Origin of the sequence: Streptococcus sp. HMSC067A03, from assembly GCF_001814295.1 — a bacterium.
GTDB classification, from domain to species: Bacteria; Bacillota; Bacilli; order Lactobacillales; family Streptococcaceae; genus Streptococcus; species Streptococcus constellatus.
Genome location: NZ_KV815650.1, coordinates 95,726 through 116,989, shown reverse-complemented (window position 1 = coordinate 116,989; position 21,264 = coordinate 95,726). Strand labels below are relative to the sequence as shown.

Genomic DNA, 21,264 nt, shown 5'->3' with positions numbered 1-21,264 from the left:
GTTAGATAGAATCAAATGTGATAAAATAAAAGAATAAAACTTTAAGGGGCTTCCATTATGTGGGCAATTTTTGCATTTTTTTCTGCTTTGTTTGCAGCACTGACATCTATCTTAGCTAAAATTGGGATTGCCGGGGTTAATTCTAATCTAGCGACAGCTATTCGAACAGTAGTCGTCGTTTTGATGGCTTGGGGTATGGTTTTTTTAACTAAAGGACAAATTGATTTAGCTAACATCAGTAAGAAAAACTGGATTTTTCTGATTTTATCAGGCCTAGCAACAGGCGCTTCTTGGCTTTGTTACTACCGAGCATTGCAAGAAGGAGAAGCCTCCAAGGTCGTTCCTATTGATAAGCTTAGTGTTGTTCTCACGCTCATCCTTGCTTTTATCTTTCTCCACGAAGATTTTACTATGAAATCCTTAATTGGCACCATCTTGATTACCATTGGAACCTTAATCATGGTTTTGTAGCGTTCGACATATTAAAAAGACAGTTTTTTCTCTAAACTGTCTTTTACGTTATTCGACTGTCATCTTTTGATTCCATTTTATTGTATGTTTAGTGAGGATATAGTACAAATTTAGCAATATTGGTAAATGCTTTTATGCCTTATTTTTTAGGATTCCATTCACAACTTGTTTCATGATCATTGACCAATCCTGCTGCCTGCATGAAAGAATAGACACAAACAGGACCGACAAACTTGAAGCCTTGCTTTTTCAGCGCCTTGGACATGCTTTCTGACAACTTTGTTTTAGTCGGTGCTTCCTTGTAGTTCGTAATTTGATTGTCAATCGTCTTGAAATCTACAAAGGACCAGACAAAGTCATTAAAAGAGCCAAACTGCTTTTGAACAGCCAAAAAAGCTTGGGCATTGGCTCTGGTTGCATAGAGCTTCATCTTATTACGGATAATATCCGGATTGTCCAAAAGACCATCCAAGTCTGAATCTGTCATCTGAGCAATTTTCTGCGCGTCATAGAAATGAAAGGCCTCCCGAAAAGCCTGACGTTTATTCAAAATGGTCTCCCACGAAAGTCCCGCCTGATAGGTCTCCATGCAAAGCAGTTCAAATAACTTCCAATCATCATGAAGGGGTCGACCCCACTCTTCATCGTGGTAGGCTACATACAAGGGGTTGTTCATTTTTACCCAACCACAACGTTTAGTCATATTCTCACTCCTATTTCACCAACATCTTGAGAGCTGACTTGATATAATTTTCAGCCGTATCTGTTGTGCCTTCAAAGAATTTCTTGATTTTCTTGAGTTCAGCAGCCCTGTAGCCCAGGGCCAGCATGGCTTCCATGGCTTCTTCCAACTCTTGGTTGTCCGATGTCACTGCTTGGGTCTGAGGCGCAGCCACTTGGCCAGCCGCCACGACCTTGTCTTCCAAGTCCAACACCATCTGCTGGGCTGTCTTTTTGCCTATCTTGGGAAACTTGGTCAGATAGGTGATGTTTTTCTGCTCAATGGCTTGCACCAATCCAGCATTATCATCGGCTGCGATTATCGCAAGAGCAGAAACGGGGCCAATACCAGAAACCGAAATCAAATTGAGAAAAAGCTGTTTTTCATCTTCTGTGCCAAAACCGTAGAGGAGCTGCGCATCTTCTCTGATCACTTGATGAACAAAAACCTGAATTTCTTGATTGAGCTGACCTGAATAGGCATAAGGGTTAGCCACATGAAGGATATAGCCAATTTGTCCTACTTCCACCACAATATACTTGGCTGTAATTTTACTTAAAATTCCTTTGAAATATTCGTACATCATGTCTCCTTTTCAACCCTTTTAGTATATCATATTTTGGAGTTAGAAAATAAAAGAAATCATTCTATCCTTTTGACAATCACTTTACAAAATTCTTGGGTAGTTAGCTATTTATCCATGGATATCTATCTTGCTCTTCTCTTAACTATAAATTTGTATAGCCTAGTATTGAGGTATTCATAATATCTATCAAGAGAGACAGTCTGTCAATCCTTTTGTCAAGCTCGGCAGAAATTCTCTTCTCTTGTCTTTTTAGCTATAGGACTTTTCATAAGGACAAAAGCAGCCATTCAGTAGATCTACTAGCTGAAAGTCTTGCAGATGATTTTAAAAACAGCTTCAGTCATTGTTAGCTGAAGCTGTTTTAGAGTTTCTATAAATAGTTTCAATACTTGCCCAATTCTCGCAAGCTGGTGTGGTTTTCCTGAATGCGACGGAACATTTTTTCCATATCAGATTTGGTAAAGTTTACCAAAACTGGACGACCGTGAGGGCAATTGTAGGGATTGTCACATTGCGATAACTGGAAGATCAAATCACGTGCCGAATCATTATCTAAGCTATGATTGGCCTTAATAGAGCGTTTGCAACTCATCATAATCGCTAGTTCAGCTCGGTATTTCTTGATAGAAACTTCCTTGGTAAGGAGCAGCATATCACACATCTCATAGATACCCGACTCGATTTCCTCTTCCTTCATCCAGATAGGGTATTCCCTCAGAATAAACTGATTGCTGCCGTATTCGTCCAAGAAAACTCCGACTTCTTCCAGCAGATTCATCCGCTGCTTGAGCCGCAGCATATCGTCCGCTGGAAATTCAAAGATATAGGGAACCAAAAGTTGCTGCTGACTGTCATCCACATCACCGATTTTTTCCCGATAATACTCATATTTGACTCGCTCCTGCGCTGCATGCTGGTCGATAATATAGAGACCACCATTTCCTTGTGCAAAGAGGTACGTGCCATGCATTTGCCCGAAATATTCCAGTTCTGGAAAAGTTGAAGTTTCTTCTCCATCTAACTTATCTAAAGCTCTTTCTAAGCTTGATTGATCCAGTTCTGGATGATCTAGCTGATCGTAAGAAGGAGTTTGCCTTGCTGCAAATTTGACAGAAACTGCTCTGGAAGCAAGCATATCTGTATCAGTATGCTGCTGATCAAATGTAGCATTTTCCTCAAAAGGAAGATTGCTTTCTGATACTTGAGGTCTAACAAAAAAGTCATTTCTCTCTTTGTCATAATAGAGTCGGTTTTCTTTGAGCGGAAGGCTCGTCTGCTCCGACTTATTTGCTCTGTTAATGGTTGATTTTGCTAAATTCTCCAAAGCATCCGGAATCAAATCCTGTTCTTTTAAACTCGCAGCAATAGCTTGCGAAATCAAGACCATCAGTTCTCGCTCCTTGGAAATCCGCACTTCTTGCTTAGTCGGATGAACATTAACATCCGCAAGGTAAGGATCAATCTGGATAGCAATCACAGCAATCGGGAATCGCCCAACCATGAGCTTACTACCGTAACCATCAAGAATAGCTCGATTGAGCAGGAAATTCTTGATGTAACGACCATTGATGAGAATGGTGATGTAGTTACGATTGGCACGCGTCAACTCTGGTAGACTAATATAGCCTGATACTTCAAAATCCAGATTAGAAGCTGAAATTTCAATCATTTTTTTGGCTGTTGTTAATCCATAGATACCAGCAATTGCTTGACGCAAATTTCCTGTTCCTGCTGTCCGAGTCAACTCTTTACCATCATTGAGCAAGATAAAAGCGACCTCTGGATGAGCTAAGCTCAAACGGTTAATCATATCTACAATGTGAGATAGTTCTGCTTGCTGACTTTTCATATATTTCAAGCGAGCAGGTGTGTTGAAAAAAAGGTCTTCCACTTTGATTTTGGTACCCTTAGGGCAACTACTTGGTTCCACAGTTTCAATTTCTCCCCCCTGAGCAATTAAACGCGTCCCATGTGTTCCACCATTTGTCGCAGTTTCAATTGTCAAGCGTGAAACAGAAGCAATAGACGGAAGCGCTTCACCACGAAAGCCCAAAGTCCGAATCCGAAAAAGGTCGGCTTGCTTCTTAATTTTACTTGTTGCGTGCCGCCGCAAAGCCAAGGAAACCTCCTCATGCTCAATTCCTTCACCATTATCGATGACTTGAATACTCTTGAGCCCTGCTTCTTCAATCTCAACTATAATTTGAGTGGCACCAGCATCAATGGAATTCTCTATCAACTCCTTGACCACGCTGCTAGGTCGCTCGATGACCTCACCAGCCGCAATCTGATTAGCAAGATTTTCTGGTAATTCTATAATTTTTGACATAGTTTTCTCCGTAATTATTCTAGCTACTATTATAACATAAAGCCGTTTTTCAATCAGAACTCTAGTACGAAAAGAATTGTAATTACTCCTTCGCAAAACAACCAAATAGACAGGCAAAGCAACCACTTAGGCAAAAGCTCTTGTTTTCCTAGCTAAAATAATGTTTAATAGACTTAGGAAAAACGAATCCTCCTTGCAACGAAAGTCAGCAGCAGGCAAGATACAATCTAGAAAGAAGGGATGTTTATGAAAGTTCAATTGCATATTGATGAAAAATTTTCAGAAGAAAAGGTTGTCATTGAAGCACCAGCTTTATCAGATGCTATTCAACAGTTGCTGGTTTTCACTCAACATCTCGGTGGCACTAAAACCATTCGAGCCAAAAAAGAGGAGGAGATTTACCTATTAGATACTGCTGAAATTCAGAGAATTTACACTGAAAACCGCCAAGTTTGGGTTGAAACAGCGACAGACACTTATCTCTTAGGGCTTCCACTTTATCAAGTTTTGGAATTGCTTCCCACTGATTTTCTACAGATTTCCCAATCTGAAATCATTAACATCGAACATATCGATCATCTGAAATTGACTGGTAGTGGTCTGATTCAGATTGCAATGAAAAACGGTCAGATAACTTATTCATCTCGCCGTTATCTCAAAGTCATAAAGGAGAAATTACAGCTATGAAAAAAACATTATTCAGAGATGCTCTAGGAGGCACTGTAATCGGGCTACTCCTATCCACCATCTATTCTTACTTTTTTGCTCCTGTCTATCATCCACTTAATCCTTATTCAGCAGTTGGTCTTTGGATGGAACAGCACCATATTCATGAAGCTTTAGTTGTGCTCTATTGCGCAGTGATCTGGAGCTTTATTGGCTTGCTCTTTAGCCTAGGAAAAGAGCTTTTCAAAAAAGATTGGAGCATCCTCAAAGCAACTATCTGCCATTATGGACTTATGATTTTAGGATTTATTCCTCTAGCTCTTCTAGCCGGCTGGTTCCCAAGCAAACTCATTTTTATCTTACAGCTGATTTTAGAATTTACTGTTGTGTATCTCATCCTGTGGGCAATCTTGTTTTATCTAACCAAAAAGAAAATTGAACAAATCAACAATGGATTGAAGAAACAGAATCAATAGTAAAGAAATAACCACCAAGTGAATTCTTGGTGGTTATTTTAGCTTATTCTGCTATATATCAATACAAAACCCTACCTACTTTAATAGTAACTGAACAGAAAAACAGGAATTTATTTTAGGCATTTTCATAGTTGTATCTATCAGAGATGTTTTTTCATATCTGATACAGCCAGCATCACTTCCATTGGAGTCATGTTATAGATGTCCAACTGACGTAATTTTTCTAAAATAGGGGATTCAGTTGTTTCTGTGAATAAAGATATCTGCTCAGATACTTGATTTTCCTTACTATCATTAGCTCCTTTATTAGAAGGATTGAGAGACGGTTTCTCATTTGCTTGTTCTTCTAATCGTGTTAAGATCTGGTCTGCTCTCATCAGCAAATCATTCGGTAAACCTGCAATTTTTGCCACATGAATCCCATAAGATTTATCCGCAGGACCAGCTTCAATCTTATGAAGGAAGGTCACTTGCCCATCTTTTTCTAAAGTTGCTACATGAACATTTTCTAACTGTGTCAAGCTAGTTGACAAGTCTGTCAACTCATGATAGTGTGTGGCAAAAAGGGTCTTTGCCCCTGTTCGATTGTGGATATATTCAATAATCGCCTGAGCAAGAGCCATCCCATCATATGTCGCTGTCCCTCTTCCCAACTCATCAAAAAGAATAAGAGAGTGCTCTGTTGCTTGAGAAATAGCATGATTTGCTTCCATCATTTCTACCATAAAGGTTGATTGTCCAGATACCAAGTCATCTGCCGCACCAATTCGAGTGAAGATGGCATCAAAAATTGGTAATTGAGCACTCTCAGCTGAAACATAGGAACCCATTTGAGCCATAATAACAATAATCGCTAATTGACGCATATAGGTTGACTTCCCACTCATATTTGGACCTGTAATTAGCTGAACGTTGACATTTTCATCCATTGAAATGCTGTTAGGAATATAGGTTTGTGCACCCATGACCTTTTCTACAACCGCATGCCGTCCCTTATCAATTTCAATGGAAGGACGTTCAATAAATTCTGGGCGTACAAAGCGTTGCTTTTCAGCAACTGCTGCAAAACTTTGTAATACATCAATCGTTGCCAGAGTTTGTGCCAAGGATTGCAGACGCTTGATATATTTGCCAGCTTCTTCACGAATACGCATAAAAATCTCATATTCTAAATTAGCAGATTTTTCACGCGCTTCCAACATTTCGCCTTCAATACGAGCCAATTCCTCTGTACCAAATCGTTCTGAATTTTTCAACGTTGCTTTTCGGAAAAAGTGGCTAGGTACGTGCTCCAACTGTGAATTAGTGACATGGAAATAATAACCATCTTTTTTATTGTAATCAATTTTTAGATTATTAATCCCACTAGCCGCCCTTTCTTTCGCTTCGATATCAGCAATCCAGCTCGTACCATCTCGCATAACCACTCGATACTTATCTAAGGTTTCATCAAAACCAGTTTGAATGATATTCCCTTCAGTAATAACATTTGGAGCATCGGGAGAAATTGCCGACTGAATCAAGTTTGCCAATTCTGGAATGTCATCCAAGTTTTCAATCAACTGTCCCAAAATAGGATGATCAATTCCTTGTAAAATTCCCTTAATCTGAGGGACATTGCTCAATGTTGCCGCCAACTGCAATAAATCTTTCGGATTGGTCTTTCCAAACGAAACACGACTGGCTAAACGCTCAATGTCATACACACCTTTGAGACTATCTGCTAAATCACTGCGCTCAAAAAAATAATCTAGAAATACCTGCACGACATCCTGCCGCTTAAGGATTCGCTCTTTGTCAATCAAGGGCTGCTGAATCCATCTTCTTAAAAGTCGCGTTCCCATAGCTGTCTTGGTCTCATCCATCAGCCAATACAGACTACCGTGCTTCTTTCCTGTACGTGCATTCTCTGTTAAATCCAGACTTGTCATAGTTGCATAATCCATCTGTAAGAAATCCTTGATTTCATAATGATGAACTCGCTTTAAGTGACTAAGCTCCCGCAGCTGCGTCTGATGAACATATTCTAACAGTTTCCCAGCTACTTGATGTTCTAAGCGAGACAATTCATCCCCTAATAGCTGAACATCTTCAAAAGCAGTTCCCACCTGTGATAATAACAAATTCATTTGATTTGCCAACACTTGGTGCTCTGATTCAGGTAATTCATATCCTAAGACCACTTCACGCGCTCGCAGGTTCCGAATTTCTCCACAGACTATGTTAAAGTCACTGAGACTTGTGACCTGAAATTCACCTGTAACCAAGTCCATGTAAGCCAGCCCATATAAATTTTCTAGTTTATCTAAAGCTACCAAGAAATTATTTTGACTATCTGGTTTTGAAGAATCAACGACTGTCCCCGGTGTGATGACTTGTACCACCTCACGTTTGACTACACCAACTGCTTTTTTAGGATCTTCCACCTGCTCTGCAATCGCTACTTTATAGCCCGATTCAATTAAAACATCAATATACTGTTGCACCGAATGGTAGGGAACTCCTGCCATCGGGATTGGATTTTCCGAATTTTTATTACGGCTAGTCAGAGCAATTTCTAAAATCTGTGCTGCATTGATCGCATCTTCATAGAATAATTCATAAAAATCTCCCATACGAAATAGCAAAAAAGCATCCGGATAATCTTTTTTTATATCTAAATACTGTTGCATTCCCGGAGATAGTTTTTCTTTTGTCATTCTCAGCCTTTCCGTTTATTAAATAGCAATGAGAGTCGGACAGAAATTAAATATTTCGGAGACACTTAATTTCGTCATCCCACTCACACTACATCTTGTCATTAGAACTATATAAATAAAGGAAGCTGAGCGCTTCTATCTCAGCTTCATCATCTTCTCCTCTTAATCCATTTTCTCAAGGAGCTGCTCTTCCATTTGTTTCGCAGCTGCTGTATCACGACAGATCACTAAGAGCGTGTTGGCTCCTGCTACCGTTCCTAAAATCAACTCTCCTTTATTAGCATCCACGAAGTTAGCTAAAATAGAAGCGTCTCCTAAGCGTGTATGAAGAACCAAGGAAAATTCAGCCCGAGAAACTCCCTGCAAATGATAAGATAAGAATTCAACCAGATCAATCTTGTTTGTTTCATCCGCTAAAACATAATAAACTTCATGGTTTTTCTTGGCTTTCGTCAAGCCAATTTCTCGTAAATCTCGAGAGAGGGTTGTTTGTGTGACAATAACTCCTTGTACTTTCAAACGATCCTGAATATCTTTCTGTGTACTTAGTTTCTCTTCCTTAATTATTTTCTTGATCAGTTTATGACGCTCAGTTTTTTTCATTTTATCCTCAACAATGTATATTTATACTCTAAATTATATCAAAAAAATTGAAGATTCGTCAAAAAATATGTTAAAATACTAGTAAAAGACCAAAGGAGAAACCATGAATAATAAACAATTGATTGCAAGCGAATTGGCTAAGGTCATTGACAGCTTAGACCAAGATGCTATTTTTAATTTACTAGAACAACCAAAAAGCTCAGAGTTAGGCGATATTGCCTTTCCTGCCTTCTCTTTAGCAAAAGTAGAACGTAAAGCTCCTCAAATCATTGCTACAGATATTGCAGAAAAGATTGATACGACAAACTTTGAAAAAGTGGTAGCAACAGGTCCTTATGTAAACTTCTTTCTTGATAAATCAAGAATTTCAGCTCAAGTTATTAAAGAAATTGTAAAAGAAGGAAATAACTACGGGCAACAAGATGAGGGGCATGGAGAAAACATCACAATTGACCTCTCCAGTCCTAACATTGCAAAACCCTTTTCAGTTGGTCATTTGCGCTCCACCGTTATCGGAGATGCTCTCTCTAATATTTTCCGTAAACTAGGCTACAACACCATTAAAATCAACCACTTGGGTGACTGGGGTAAACAATTCGGACTTCTGATGGTCGCTTATAAAAAATGGGGCAGCAAAGAAGCTGTTGAAGCCAGTCCAATTGACGAGTTATTAAAACTCTATGTCCGAATCAATGCGGAAATTGAAACCGATCCTGAACTTGATGACGAAGGACGTCTTTGGTTCAAAAAATTAGAAGACGGTGACCCTGAAGCTACGGAATTATGGCAATGGTTCCGTGATGAAAGTCTGAAAGAATTTAACCGCATCTATAAATTGCTTGGTGTTGAATTTGACAGCCTAGCCGGTGAAGCCTTCTATAATGACAAGATGGACGAAGGAATTAAGCTCCTTGAAGAAAAAGGATTGCTAGAAGAATCTAAAGGAGCAAGCATCGTCAATCTTGATGATGTCAACCTTCCGCCAGCTATGATTAAAAAATCTGATGGTGCGACTCTCTACATTACTCGTGATATTGCTACAGCTATGTACCGCGCCCGTACTTATAACTTCGTCAAAAATGTTTATGCTGTGGGTCAAGAACAAGCGAACCACTTTAGACAATTGAAAGCTGTTTTAAAGAAAATGGGATTCGGCTGGAGCGACGATATGATTCATGTAGACTTTGGTTTGGTGACAAAGAACCGTCAAAAATTGTCTACACGTAAAGGTAATATCATTCTGCTTGAACCAACCCTTCAAGAAGCTATCAGTCGTGCGAAGAACCAAATTGAAGCTAAAAATCCTGATCTTGAAAACAAAGATACTGTTGCTCGTGCTGTCGGTGTGGGAGCTGTCAAATTCTACGATTTAAAAACAGACCGCCGCAACGGTTACGACTTTGATTTGGAAGCAATGGTGTCCTTTGAAGGAGAAACAGGTCCATATATCCAATACGCTTATGCGCGTATCCAATCCATCCTTCGCAAAGCTGATTTTAAGCCAAGTGTTGAAGCAACATATAGCCTTAAAGATGCTGAAAGCTGGGAAATCATTAAACTGCTGCAAGATTTCGCCCGTGTTGTTAAACGTGCAGCTGACAATTATGATCCATCACTCATTGCAAAATATGCTATCAGTCTTGCACAAGCATTCAACAAGTTTTACGCTCATACGCGTATTTTGGACGAAAGTCCTGAACGTGACAGCCGCTTAGCTCTCAGCTATGCAACAGCTGTTGTTCTAAAAGAAGCTCTTCGTCTTCTCGGTGTTGACGCTCCAGAAAAAATGTAATTATTTTAATGGTATCATAAAAACCTATCGATATATCGATAGGTTTTTGTCTTATAGCCCGTATAATTCTTCGATTTTTAGACCAATTCGTTTAATATCTTCATTCAAGCCACGAAGCTCAAATGTATCTAAGACTGGAAAGCCAAATCGTTCTGAATATTGTTTAGCTGTTAAACAATATTGGTGGTTAAAATTACGATTACCACTGCCAACAATGCCAAAACAACGCTTATAATTTTCTTCAAAAGCAATAAAATCACCTAAATCATTGGTAAGAATTTCGATATCGCCATTGTCCAGACCATTTCCACCTTCTAAGTAAGTTGGCAAAAAAGCTATAAAAGGCTGTGACATGGCGTAAAATGGTCGTCCTGCTTTCACCATATCTTTTATATCCACTTGCTCAATCTCAACGCTTTCATGTCTCTCTTGCAAAAATGCAGATAAGCGTTTGATAAAACTCGCTGTATTTCCACTCAAACTAATATAAACTAAGGAAATTTTCATAGTTTCTCTCTTTCTAAAATTAAAACATATCTATCATTCTCTTAAAATTTTAAGCTGATAGATATGTTTTGTCAACTATTGCAATTCTTTTTTTGCTAAGTCTTGTTGCTGCCGTTTCATCTTGAAAAAGACAATAACAAGGAAAAGAATATTAAAAGCAAAATAGATAATAGTCAGAATTCTTGTCGATGAAATTGCTGTAGCACGCATCGTTTGATCTTGATAAAGATAGTTTAGCGGCATCCCACCTACGTAATTGTAAATTGTTCCAATAATTCCTAATAATACATAGGCAATGTAGGCAAAATTAGCGTATAAAATGTTTTTCTTAACAATGAAAACAACAGCAGCTATCAACAACAGAATAGAAAGGATAGTTAATAATTTATGGGGACCATTATGAAGAAAGACAAGACTCTTTTCAGTCACTTTCACTATTTGTTTTACAACTGTTTCAGATAAACCTTTGTAGGAACTTGTATTCGTTATTTTTTCACTGCCAAAAAAAGTTCCTATGAATGTAAACGATGATAAAATGGCTGATAACGTCAGCAATACATATAAATAAATTGGTCGTTTTTTCACAATAAGCCTCCTGCTTAAAAGAGTTTTCAGTTTTATTTATTATAACGTAAGCAGTAAAAAAAGGCAACAAAAATAAACAAAGTTACAAAAAATGTCATTCTGCTTATACTATCAAAAATCATGGAGTCTGGGACAATATCAAACTACTCTTGTTGATATACGAGCAGGCTAGTAAGTGATCACTCAAAGCGTTGCTTTGTGGTTTCGTCTTATTCCCTTATTTGCCTTACACTTATCAGAATAAGAAGAAATGAAAGCCACATAAATAAAAAATCTGGGAAAATCCCAGATTTTAAACTAAGCGTTCAAATGCCAAATTTCATTGTTATATTGGGCAATGGTACGGTCTGCTGAGAAGAAGCCTGCTTTCGCAATGTTAATCAGAACTTTTTCAAGCCAAACATCACGGTCTTCATAATCCTTAAACATACGTTCTTTCGTTTTGATATAATCTTCTAAGTCAAGAAGCGTCATGAACCAATCTTTATGAATCAATTCATTATAGAGACGTTCTAAGCGTTCTTTCTTACCAACTGCGAGAACCGTATCACTAACAATGAAATCAACCAACGGTTTGATTGCTTCACGAGCATAGAAATCTGATGATTTGTACGCTTCTTTCGCATACAGATCAATAACTGTTTCAGAATCTTCACCAAAGATGTAGATATTGTCTTGGCCTACCAATTCAGCAATCTCTACATTAGCGCCATCCATAGTACCAAGTGTCAATGCACCATTCAACATGAATTTCATGTTACCAGTACCTGAAGCTTCTTTAGAAGCAAGAGAGATCTGCTCAGAAATATCACCAGCTGCAATTAAGAAGCTAGCTGCAGTAACATTGTAATTTTCAACCATGACGACTTGCAAATATGGAGAAACTTCTGGGTCATTAGCTATCACCTCTGACAAACAAAGAATCAAATGGATAATATCTTGAGCAATTGTGTATGCTGGAGCAGCTTTACCACCAAAGAAGACTGTAATTGGACGTGCAGGAATATTCCCAGCCTTGATGTCCAAATATTTGTGAATGACATAAAGAGCGTTCATTTGTTGGCGTTTGTATTCGTGAAGACGTTTGATTTGGATATCAAAAATAGAGTTTGGATTGATTTCAACACCTTGGTGTTCCTTCAAATGACGAGCCAATTTCCGTTTGTTGTGAGCTTTGATTTTTTCAAGTTCAGCTTTTACATCAGCCTTGTCAGAAAAATCAAGTAAATCTTCTAATTTTGAAGCATCATGATGCCAATCACGCCCAATCAAGCTATCGATATAATTTGATAAACGTGGGTTTGCATGCATGAGCCAACGACGGAACGTAATACCATTTGTCTTATTGTTGAATTTTTCTGGATAAACATCGTAGAAAGCTTTAAGCTCTGAGTTCTTCAAAATTTCTGTATGAAGTGCTGCAACACCATTTACACTATATCCATAGTGAATATCCATGTGCGCCATGTGTACTCGATTGTTTTCATCAATAATTTGAACAGCCGGATCTGCATATTCTGCTTTTACACGTTTATCCAATTCTTTGATAATTGGAACCAAGTGTGGAACAACTTCTTCCAAGAATTCAAGCGGCCATTTTTCCAATGCTTCTGCAAGAATAGTATGGTTTGTATAAGCAGTCATATTACGAACGATTGAGATTGCTTCATCAAGCTCAATCCCACGTGCAGTCAAGAGACGAATCAACTCAGGAATGACCATTGATGGGTGAGTATCATTAATTTGCACAACTGCGTAGTCAGCCAAGTCATGAAGATTGCTCCCTTTTTCAATCGCTTCATCAAGAATCAATTGCGCACCATTTGATACCATGAAGTATTGTTGGAAGATACGAAGCAATTCACCTTGCTTATTACTATCATCTGGATAAAGGAATAGAGTCAAATTACGAGCAATATCTGTCTTATCAAAGTCAATCCCATCTTCAATGATACTTGCATCTACTGAGTCAAGGTCGAACAGACGAAGACGGTTTTTAGTAGCTGTTTTATAACCAGGCACATCAATGTCATAAAGAGTTGATGTTAAAGTGAAATCAGCAAATGGTACTTGATAGCTACGGCTTGATTTTACTAACCAATTTTGCTCTGTCAACCAGAAGTTTGGAACTGTTGTTTGCTCATTATTTTTCAAGACTTGTTGGAACAAGCCAAAGTGATAATTTAGTCCAACACCATCTCCATTCAAACCAAGAGTCGCAATTGAATCAAGGAAACAAGCAGCCAGACGTCCCAAACCGCCATTTCCAAGTGAAGGTTCTAATTCTACTTCTTCAACTTCAATTAGATCTTTACCAGCGTCTGCTAACTCTTTTTTAACATTGTCATAAAGGCCAAGGTTAATTAGGTTATTTGACAAAAGTTTCCCAATCAAAAACTCGGCAGAAATATAGTAAAGCTTCTTTTTACCAGTATTAACTGACTTTTGTGCACTAGCTAATTTTGTATAGTTTAAAAGGGCAATATACAATTCTTCATTGCTACATTCAGCAATTCCTTTTTGATAATTTTTCTTAATATATTCTTGTAAGTTTGACATTTTTTCTCCTAGACTAGAAAACAAACACTAGAGTTCATTTTCATGATTTAATAATTTTTTATTTACACGACGATATGTTTTCGTCAAGCTATATAACTCTGCTTCAACCACAGGATTCAATTCATCTGCTGTCATACGCCAGGACCAATTTCCACCAATAGTTGATGGATAGTTCATGCGAGCTGAACCGTCTAATTCAAGTAAATCTTGCATGGTTGCAATTGCCATAAAGCTGACAGAAGCAAAGATAGTCCGTAACATAGCATGAGGTACTGTTTCATATTCCTTACGATTGGTGTATTGAGCCATATATTCACGTGTAGCATCATCAATTTCATCGCGATACCAACCAAGAACAGTATTATTATCGTGCGTACCTGTATACATGACAGAATTGTTAGGTGCTAAGTGTGGACTATCAATGCTTTCGCTGTCTGGATTAAAAGCAAATTGAGTCACTTTCATACCAGGGAAGCCTGTCTTTTCACGTAAAGCAATCACTTCATCGGTCATAAAGCCCAAGTCTTCAGCAATAATATTCAGATCACCTAACTCTTCTTTCACTGCTTTAAACAAAGCATAGTCAGGTCCCTTAACCCATTTACCAGGAGCTGCTGTATCAGAACTAGCAGGGATTTCCCAGTAAGATTCAAATCCACGGAAATGATCAATACGCACTACATCATAAATCTTGAAGCTTTCACGTAGGCGTTTAATCCACCAACTATAACCATCTTTATCCATTGCTTTCCAGTCATAAATTGGGTTCCCCCAGAGTTGGCCAGTTGCAGAGAATTCATCTGGTGGGCATCCCGCTACGCATGTAGGCTGCCCTAGCTCATCTGTTTTAAAGAAGTGTGGTTGTGCCCAAACATCACAGCTATCAGCTGCTACATAGATTGGCATATCGCCGACAATTTCAATGTAATGTTCATTGGCATACGCTTTTAATTCTAACCATTGTTTAAAGAAAAGATACTGCGTTACACGATGATAAGTCAATCTGTCAGCTAATTTTTCACGATAATGAGCTAAACTAGCTGCTTCACGACGCCGAAGAGCCGCATCTGGCCATTCAGTCCAAGCTTTCAAGTCAAAATATTCTTTAATCGCCATGTATTCAACAAATACTTCAAGCCATGATGAATTGTCAGCCACAAATTTTTCATAGGCTGCCAAATCTCCACATTCTAAGAAACGTTTCACAGCTTTTTCCAAAACAGGTCTGCGATTGTTAAACACTTTCGCATAATCTACTTTTCTTGGATCCTGACCAAAGTCTAACCCTTCAAGATCACTTTGCACAAGCAATCCTTCTTCAATCAATCGATCAAAATCAATAAAATGTGTATTTCCCGCAAATGCAGAGAAAGATTGATATGGAGAATCTCCATAACTAGTTGTTCCTAGTGGCAATATTTGCCAGTAACGTTGCTTAGTTCTCACCAGAAAATCGACAAAATCGTAAGCACTTTTCCCAAATGAACCAATTCCATATTTTCCTGGCAGAGAAGAAATATGCATGAGAACACCACTTTGACGCTCTTTCATCTTTTTCACCTCAATAAATTTTTCTGTTAAATTTTGCATTCATTTAACGAAAACGTTTGCGTTGATTTGATTATAACTTAATTCCAAAATGGACGCAACCATTTTTCTGCTTTTTTTATTATTTTTTAAAATATTTTGGACAATCCTCTCCTTTTCTTCTATATTTTGTCAACATTTTTGAGTGAGAAATAAAAAATTTTTAAGATTTTTAAAAAAAATGTTGCAACCGTTTTCTATTTATGGTATACTAATCTCAGTTTAAGAAAACGTTTGCGTAAACTAATTAAATTATTATCTTATTATTTTATTCTTTAGGAGGAATAAATCATGAAACATAAAGTGTTGAAAAGTGTTGCAGTTCTTGGAACTGTAGGATTAGCTAGTTTGTTACTAGTAGCTTGCGGTAGCAAAAATAATAAATCAGCTTCTTCTGGTGATGGTAAAAACCTCACTATTTACGTAGAAAAACAATACGAAAAATATGTAAAGAAAGCAGCTGAAGCTTTTGAAAAAGAAAGTGGAACAAAAGTTACTATTAAAACTGGCGACCAACTTAAAGGTCTTGAAAATCTTTCACTTGACAACCAATCTGGCAAGGCTCCAGACGTTATGATGTCTCCATATGACCGAGTAGGTAGTCTCGGTTCGGACGGCCAACTTTCAGAAGTGAAACTTGACAAAGGTTCAATGACTGATGACACAACAAAAGCACTCGTAACTACAAAAGGTAAGACTTATGGCGCACCTGCTGTTATCGAAACATTAGTAATGTACTACAATAAAGACCTTGTTTCTAAAGCTCCAACTACATTTGCTGAATTAGAAGAACTTGCAAAAGACAGCAAATATGCTTTTGCCAGCGAAAATGGTAAAACAACTGGTTTCCTTGCTGACTGGACAAACTTCTACTACACTTATGGTCTGTTAGCTGGTAATGGTGGATATGTCTTTGGTAAGAACGGTACCGATCCTAAAGACATTGGACTTGCAAATGACGGTTCTATCAAAGGTGTTGAATACGCTAAAACTTGGTATGCAAAATGGCCAAAAGGAATGCAAGATACTAAAGGTGCCGCAAACTTAATTCAAACTCAATTCCAATCAGGTAAAACAGCTGCTATCATTGAAGGCCCTTGGAAAGCCGCATCATTCAAAGAAGCTAAAGTGAACTATGGTGTTGCCACTATTCCTACACTTCCAAATGGTAAAAACTATCAAACCTTTGGTGGTGGTAAAGCTTGGGTCATCCCTGCAGGATCTAAAAATGCCAAAACAGCTCAAAAGTTTGTTAACTTTTTGACTTCGACTGAACAACAAAAAGCTTTCTATGATGCTACAAACGAAGTACCTGCAAACACAGAGGCTCGTAAATACGCTGAAGGAAAGAATGATGAATTGACTTCAGCTGTTATTAAACAATTCCAATCTGCTCAACCTATGCCAAATATCTCTGAAATGAGTACTGTATGGGATCCAGCAGCAAGTATGCTCTTTGATGCTGTAAGTGGTAAAAAAGATACTAAAACCGCTGTAAATGATGCCGTTAAATTGATTAAAGATACTATCAATCAAAAATTTGGTAAAAAATAAAACAGATTGAGGTAGGATAGAACTCGATTGGCAGCACCAGTCGAGTTCTATATTTTAGACAAAGGAGGCTCTGATGACTACACAACAACAGCCACGTAAAGCATTGCTGCTCTCCCTCATCCCAGGACTTGGGCAAATTTATAATAAACAAAAAGCAAAAGGGGCTATCTTTTTAGGAGTTACCATTTTATTTTTGATTTACTTTTTCGCCATTGCTGCTCCTGAGTTAGGAAACTTAATTACTCTCGGTGAGGTGCCTGGACGCGATAACTCTCTTTTCATGCTGATTCGTGGTGCATTCCACTTTATTCTTGTCATTGTTTATTTCATCTTTTATGCTCTCAATCTAAAAGATGCTTATACTATTGCGAAACGTTGGAATAATGATTATCCAGTTCCTACGACTTTCAAAGATATGTTAAAAGGAATTTACGCTAATGGTTTTCCTTACCTATTGATTATTCCTTCATATATTGCAATGACTTTTGCTATCATTTTCCCTGTATTGGTTACTCTTTTAATCGCCTTTACAAACTATGATTTCCAACATTTGCCTCCAACCAAGCTCTTGGATTGGGTTGGCGTGACAAACTTCACTAATATTTGGCGACTTAGCACTTTCCGTTCTGCTTTTGGAGCCGTTCTTGGTTGGACTATTATCTGGGCACTGGCTGCCTCAACTGTCCAAATCGTTATTGGTATTTTTACCGCTATTATTGCAAACCAACCATTTATTAAAGGAAAACGCATTTTCGGCGTTATCTTCCTACTGCCTTGGGCTGTCCCAGCATTCATCACTATCTTAACTTTCAGTAACATGTTCAACGATAGTATCGGTGCAATCAATACCCAAGTCATTCCGCTTCTTGGTAAAGTATTGCCATTCTTAAATGGACATCTGATTCCTTGGAAAACAGATCCGACCTGGACTAAAATTGCTCTAATTATGATGCAAGGTTGGCTTGGTTTCCCTTACATTTATGTATTGACACTTGGTATCTTGCAATCCATTCCAAACGATCTTTACGAAGCAGCTTACATTGATGGTGCAAATGCATGGCAAAAATTCCGCAATATCACTTTCCCAATGATTTTAGCAGTTGCTGCTCCTACACTCATCAGTCAGTATACTTTCAACTTCAACAACTTCTCTATCATGTACCTCTTTAATGATGGCGGTCCTGGTACAGTTGGTGGTGGTGCAGGTTCGACTGACATCCTCATTTCATGGATTTATCGTTTAACGACAGGTGCAGCTCCTCAATACTCAATGGCTGCTGCGGTAACACTTATCATTTCTCTTATTGTGATTTCAATCTCCATGATTGCGTTCAAGAAACTACATGCATTTGATATGGAGGATGTGTAAGATGAATAATTCTATTAAATTTAAACGCCGTTTAAACCACTTTTTAACTTATTTCTATCTAGTGGCTTTATCTATTATCATTATCTATCCTCTCTTGATTACGATTATGTCTGCTTTCAAGACAGGGAATGTCCTTGCGTTTAAGCTAGATACAGATATTAATTTTAGCCTAGAAAACTTTAGCAAGCTTTTTACTGAAACTCTTTATGGGACTTGGTACTTTAACACTTTAATCATTGCTATCTTGACAATGATTATCCAAACAAGTATAGTTGTACTAGCTGGTTACGCTTATAGTCGTTATAATTTCCTAGCTAGAAAACAAAGTCTGGTCTTCTTCTTAATCATTCAAATGGTGCCAACAATGGCTGCCCTGACCGCCTTCTTCGTTATGGCTTTGATGTTAAATGCGCTCAACCACAGTTGGTTCCTCATCTTCCTTTATGTCGGCGGTGGTATCCCAATGAACGCTTGGCTCATGAAAGGATATTTTGATACTGTGCCTATCTCGCTTGATGAGTCCGCTAAATTGGACGGTGCTGGTCACTTCAGACGCTTCTGGCAAATTGTACTGCCACTCGTTCGTCCAATGATTGCTGTACAAGCTCTCTGGGCTTTCATGGGACCATTCGGAGACTACATCTTATCTAGTTTCTTACTTCGTGAAAAAGAATTCTATACAGTTGCTGTTGGTTTACAAACCTTTGTTAGTGATGTGAAGAATTTGAAGATTGCTTACTTCTCAGCAGGCGCTATCCTGATTGCTTTGCCAATCTGTATCTTATTCTTCTTCCTACAAAAGAACTTTGTATCTGGTTTAACAAGTGGTGGCGACAAGGGATAATCTTGTCCCACCCTCTTTTATTTATAGTTGTATGATAGCTAATAAACTTTGCTTTATTAGCCATTACCTGATTATAAATTTTTAGAAAGAGTATCTTATGCTACCTTATCCATTTAATTATTTTTCTAGTATTTACGGTTTTAAAAAGCCTTTTGCCAACCGAAAATTACTGACCTGGTTTCAATTGATTTTTACAAGCATCTTTTTAATTTCCTTATCCATGATACCAGTTGCTGTGCAAAACGCGTCTCTCAAGACTTATCCACTCACTACTTTTGTAGATGGTGTTTTTGACCCTGTTACAAAGGAAGTAATGGACGATATCACAGAGAATGCTAAAATAGAAAATCATCAATTCAGCTATGCTGGTCAGCAATCAACTCACAATAGCAAAGCAGGAACTGTCCTTCTAGGGAAAGAACAGTCTACCTTAGGAGAAAAACTAACACTTGCTTTTGGATCCAAACAACTGATTATCAGCAAAAAAGGAAAAAAACTGGCAAACATTCAATATCAGCATATCAATCAAGCTGCTCTAAAAAATAAAAAGTCGCTCAGTGCCGCCATTTCACAAGATTGGTTTCAACAAAATCGTGTGACAGTCAGTCTATTTCTCGTTCTCCTTTCTGGCGGTCTTTTGACACTGAATTTCTTCATCATCATCTTAGGAGCTACCTTTTTCCTTTATTTAACGAAAAAATCACGTCTTTTTTCTTTTAAAACCGTCAAAGAATGCTATCATTTTGCTTTGAATTGTTTAGGTTTGCCAACTTTGATTGCTGTTGCAGCAGGGTTATTGTTCGGTCAAGCCATGACCACTATGATTACCATTCAAAACATTCTTTTTATGCTTTATCTCGTCATTATTTTCTATCGGACACATTTCCGTGATGAAAAAATGAAAAAGTAGGAGGTTTTTTATGCGAGTTACTATTAAAGAAGTTGCTAAATTGGCAGGAGTTTCGCCTTCTACCGTTACCCGTGTTGCCCAAAATAAATCCAGCATCAGCGATGAGACCAAAAAAAGAGTCCGTAAAGCTATGAAGGAATTGAATTATCATCCTAATCTCAATGCACGTAGTCTTGTTAGCAGTTACACACAAGTCATTGGTGTTGTTTTACCTGATGATTCCGATACTTTTTATCAAAATCCATTTTTCCCTTCAGTATTTCGTGGGATTGCTCAGGTAGCTTCTGAATTTCACTACGCTATTCAAATTGCGACCGGGAAAAATGAAAAAGAGCGCATGGAAGCTATTTCCCAAATGGTTCTAGGGAAACGTGTGGACGGGCTCATTTTTCTCTATTCTCAGGAAAATGATCCATTAGTGAAAATGGTTAGTGAGGAACAATTTCCTTTCTTAATTTTAGGAAAATCTCTTTCTCCGTTTATTCCTTTGGTGGATAATGACAATATCCAAGCTGGATATGATGCAACAGAATATTTTATCAAAAAAGGCTGCCGCAATATTGCTTTTATCGGTGGTAGTAAAAGACTATTTGTAACGCAAGATCGTTATAAAGGGTATCAAAAAGCGCTGGAAGATTACCACTTAGAGCTTGATCCTCAAAACACAGCATTTGCAAATGAATTTTTGGAAGAAAAAGGATATCAATTCACAAAACATCTTCTAAATCATGATTCAAAAATTGATGCGATTATCACAACAGATAGCATGCTAGCAGAAGGGGTCTGCAACTATTTAAATCAAAATCAATTATCTATTCCTACTCTAGCTTTTGACTCTATTAAACCCAAACTTGACTTGGCAGCTTATGTTGATATTAATACGCTAGAACTGGGGCGGATTTCTTTTAAAACTATCCTGCAAATTATCAATGATACCAAAGAAAATCGACAAATTTGTTATCGCCAAGTAATTCCACATCGCATTATCGAACAATAAAGAAAGGAA

General features: G+C 38.0%; 18 protein-coding genes. 9 read left to right on the top strand and 9 right to left on the bottom strand.

From position 1 onward, the window contains the following. The first annotated feature begins 57 nt into the window (after nucleotides 1-57). Entirely contained in the window at nucleotides 58-471 is a 414-nt protein-coding gene (locus HMPREF2963_RS04710; protein ID WP_049480871.1) for an EamA family transporter, read from the top strand. 139 nt (nucleotides 472-610) lie between these two features. On the opposite strand, the gene HMPREF2963_RS04705 is transcribed toward HMPREF2963_RS04710, so the two are convergent. From HMPREF2963_RS04705 to mutL, 3 genes are all read right to left on the bottom strand, one after another. Beyond that, nucleotides 611-1,174 (bottom strand): DNA-3-methyladenine glycosylase I, encoded by a 564-nt coding sequence (locus HMPREF2963_RS04705; RefSeq protein ID WP_037598393.1) that lies wholly within the window; start codon nucleotides 1,172-1,174, stop codon nucleotides 611-613. Nucleotides 1,175-1,184: 10 nt separating this feature from the next. Beyond that, complete coding sequence (gene ruvA, locus HMPREF2963_RS04700; RefSeq protein WP_070669009.1) at nucleotides 1,185-1,775, bottom strand: Holliday junction branch migration protein RuvA; 591 nt, start codon at nucleotides 1,773-1,775, stop codon at nucleotides 1,185-1,187. A gap of 385 nt (nucleotides 1,776-2,160) precedes the next feature. Next, entirely contained in the window at nucleotides 2,161-4,107 is a 1,947-nt protein-coding gene (gene mutL / locus HMPREF2963_RS04695) for a DNA mismatch repair endonuclease MutL (protein WP_006269779.1), read from the bottom strand. A 246-nt stretch (nucleotides 4,108-4,353) separates the two neighbouring features. On the opposite strand from mutL, the gene HMPREF2963_RS04690 reads away from it, so the two are divergent. After that, nucleotides 4,354-4,794, top strand: a complete 441-nt coding sequence (locus tag HMPREF2963_RS04690) for a LytTR family DNA-binding domain-containing protein (protein WP_037598388.1) — start codon at nucleotides 4,354-4,356, stop codon at nucleotides 4,792-4,794. After that, complete coding sequence (locus HMPREF2963_RS04685) at nucleotides 4,791-5,249, top strand: DUF3021 domain-containing protein (protein ID WP_003075329.1); 459 nt, start codon at nucleotides 4,791-4,793, stop codon at nucleotides 5,247-5,249. Before HMPREF2963_RS04690 ends, HMPREF2963_RS04685 begins: the two co-directional genes overlap by 4 nt. Nucleotides 5,250-5,389: 140 nt before the next feature. Here the strand turns inward: HMPREF2963_RS04685 and mutS are convergent, their stop codons facing one another. Together mutS and argR are read right to left on the bottom strand one after the other, a co-directional pair. Then, nucleotides 5,390-7,948: a DNA mismatch repair protein MutS gene (mutS, locus tag HMPREF2963_RS04680; RefSeq protein ID WP_070669007.1), complete on the bottom strand. Its 2,559-nt coding sequence runs from the start codon at nucleotides 7,946-7,948 to the stop codon at nucleotides 5,390-5,392. A gap of 162 nt (nucleotides 7,949-8,110) precedes the next feature. Beyond that, the gene (argR, locus tag HMPREF2963_RS04675) at nucleotides 8,111-8,551 is read right to left on the bottom strand and encodes an arginine repressor (RefSeq protein ID WP_003071513.1); all 441 of its coding nucleotides are present in this window, start codon (nucleotides 8,549-8,551) and stop codon (nucleotides 8,111-8,113) included. Nucleotides 8,552-8,654: 103 nt separating this feature from the next. On the opposite strand from argR, the gene argS reads away from it, so the two are divergent. After that, entirely contained in the window at nucleotides 8,655-10,343 is a 1,689-nt protein-coding gene (gene argS / locus HMPREF2963_RS04670) for an arginine--tRNA ligase (protein WP_003071514.1), read from the top strand. A 51-nt stretch (nucleotides 10,344-10,394) separates the two neighbouring features. Here argS and nrdI read toward each other — a convergent pair whose 3' ends face one another. The 4 genes from nrdI to malQ form a co-directional block, all read right to left on the bottom strand. Then, complete coding sequence (nrdI, locus tag HMPREF2963_RS04665) at nucleotides 10,395-10,850, bottom strand: class Ib ribonucleoside-diphosphate reductase assembly flavoprotein NrdI (protein WP_049492351.1); 456 nt, start codon at nucleotides 10,848-10,850, stop codon at nucleotides 10,395-10,397. A gap of 75 nt (nucleotides 10,851-10,925) precedes the next feature. Further along, complete coding sequence (locus HMPREF2963_RS04660; RefSeq protein ID WP_003071518.1) at nucleotides 10,926-11,435, bottom strand: ABC transporter permease; 510 nt, start codon at nucleotides 11,433-11,435, stop codon at nucleotides 10,926-10,928. Nucleotides 11,436-11,732: 297 nt separating this feature from the next. Then, on the bottom strand, nucleotides 11,733-13,994 hold the full coding sequence (glgP, locus tag HMPREF2963_RS04655; RefSeq protein ID WP_070669005.1) for a glycogen/starch/alpha-glucan family phosphorylase: 2,262 nt from the start codon (nucleotides 13,992-13,994) through the stop codon (nucleotides 11,733-11,735). A gap of 27 nt (nucleotides 13,995-14,021) precedes the next feature. Then, nucleotides 14,022-15,545: a 4-alpha-glucanotransferase gene (gene malQ / locus HMPREF2963_RS04650; RefSeq protein ID WP_003071522.1), complete on the bottom strand. Its 1,524-nt coding sequence runs from the start codon at nucleotides 15,543-15,545 to the stop codon at nucleotides 14,022-14,024. 327 nt (nucleotides 15,546-15,872) lie between these two features. Between malQ and HMPREF2963_RS04645 the strand changes: the two genes are divergently transcribed. The 5 genes from HMPREF2963_RS04645 to HMPREF2963_RS04625 all read left to right on the top strand — a co-directional run bounded on the left by HMPREF2963_RS04645 (nucleotide 15,873) and on the right by HMPREF2963_RS04625 (nucleotide 21,255). Continuing rightward, nucleotides 15,873-17,135 carry an extracellular solute-binding protein gene (locus HMPREF2963_RS04645; RefSeq protein WP_006269337.1) on the top strand — a complete coding sequence of 421 codons (1,263 nt, stop codon included), beginning with the start codon at nucleotides 15,873-15,875 and terminating at the stop codon, nucleotides 17,133-17,135. Nucleotides 17,136-17,208: 73 nt separating this feature from the next. Then, nucleotides 17,209-18,504, top strand: a complete 1,296-nt coding sequence (locus HMPREF2963_RS04640; RefSeq protein WP_003026675.1) for a sugar ABC transporter permease — start codon at nucleotides 17,209-17,211, stop codon at nucleotides 18,502-18,504. Nucleotide 18,505: 1 nt separating this feature from the next. Beyond that, complete coding sequence (locus HMPREF2963_RS04635; protein WP_003026676.1) at nucleotides 18,506-19,348, top strand: sugar ABC transporter permease; 843 nt, start codon at nucleotides 18,506-18,508, stop codon at nucleotides 19,346-19,348. A 97-nt stretch (nucleotides 19,349-19,445) separates the two neighbouring features. After that, complete coding sequence (locus HMPREF2963_RS04630) at nucleotides 19,446-20,258, top strand: DUF1189 domain-containing protein (RefSeq protein WP_070669003.1); 813 nt, start codon at nucleotides 19,446-19,448, stop codon at nucleotides 20,256-20,258. A 10-nt stretch (nucleotides 20,259-20,268) separates the two neighbouring features. Next, on the top strand, nucleotides 20,269-21,255 hold the full coding sequence (locus tag HMPREF2963_RS04625; RefSeq protein ID WP_070669001.1) for a LacI family DNA-binding transcriptional regulator: 987 nt from the start codon (nucleotides 20,269-20,271) through the stop codon (nucleotides 21,253-21,255). Nucleotides 21,256-21,264 lie beyond the last annotated feature (9 nt).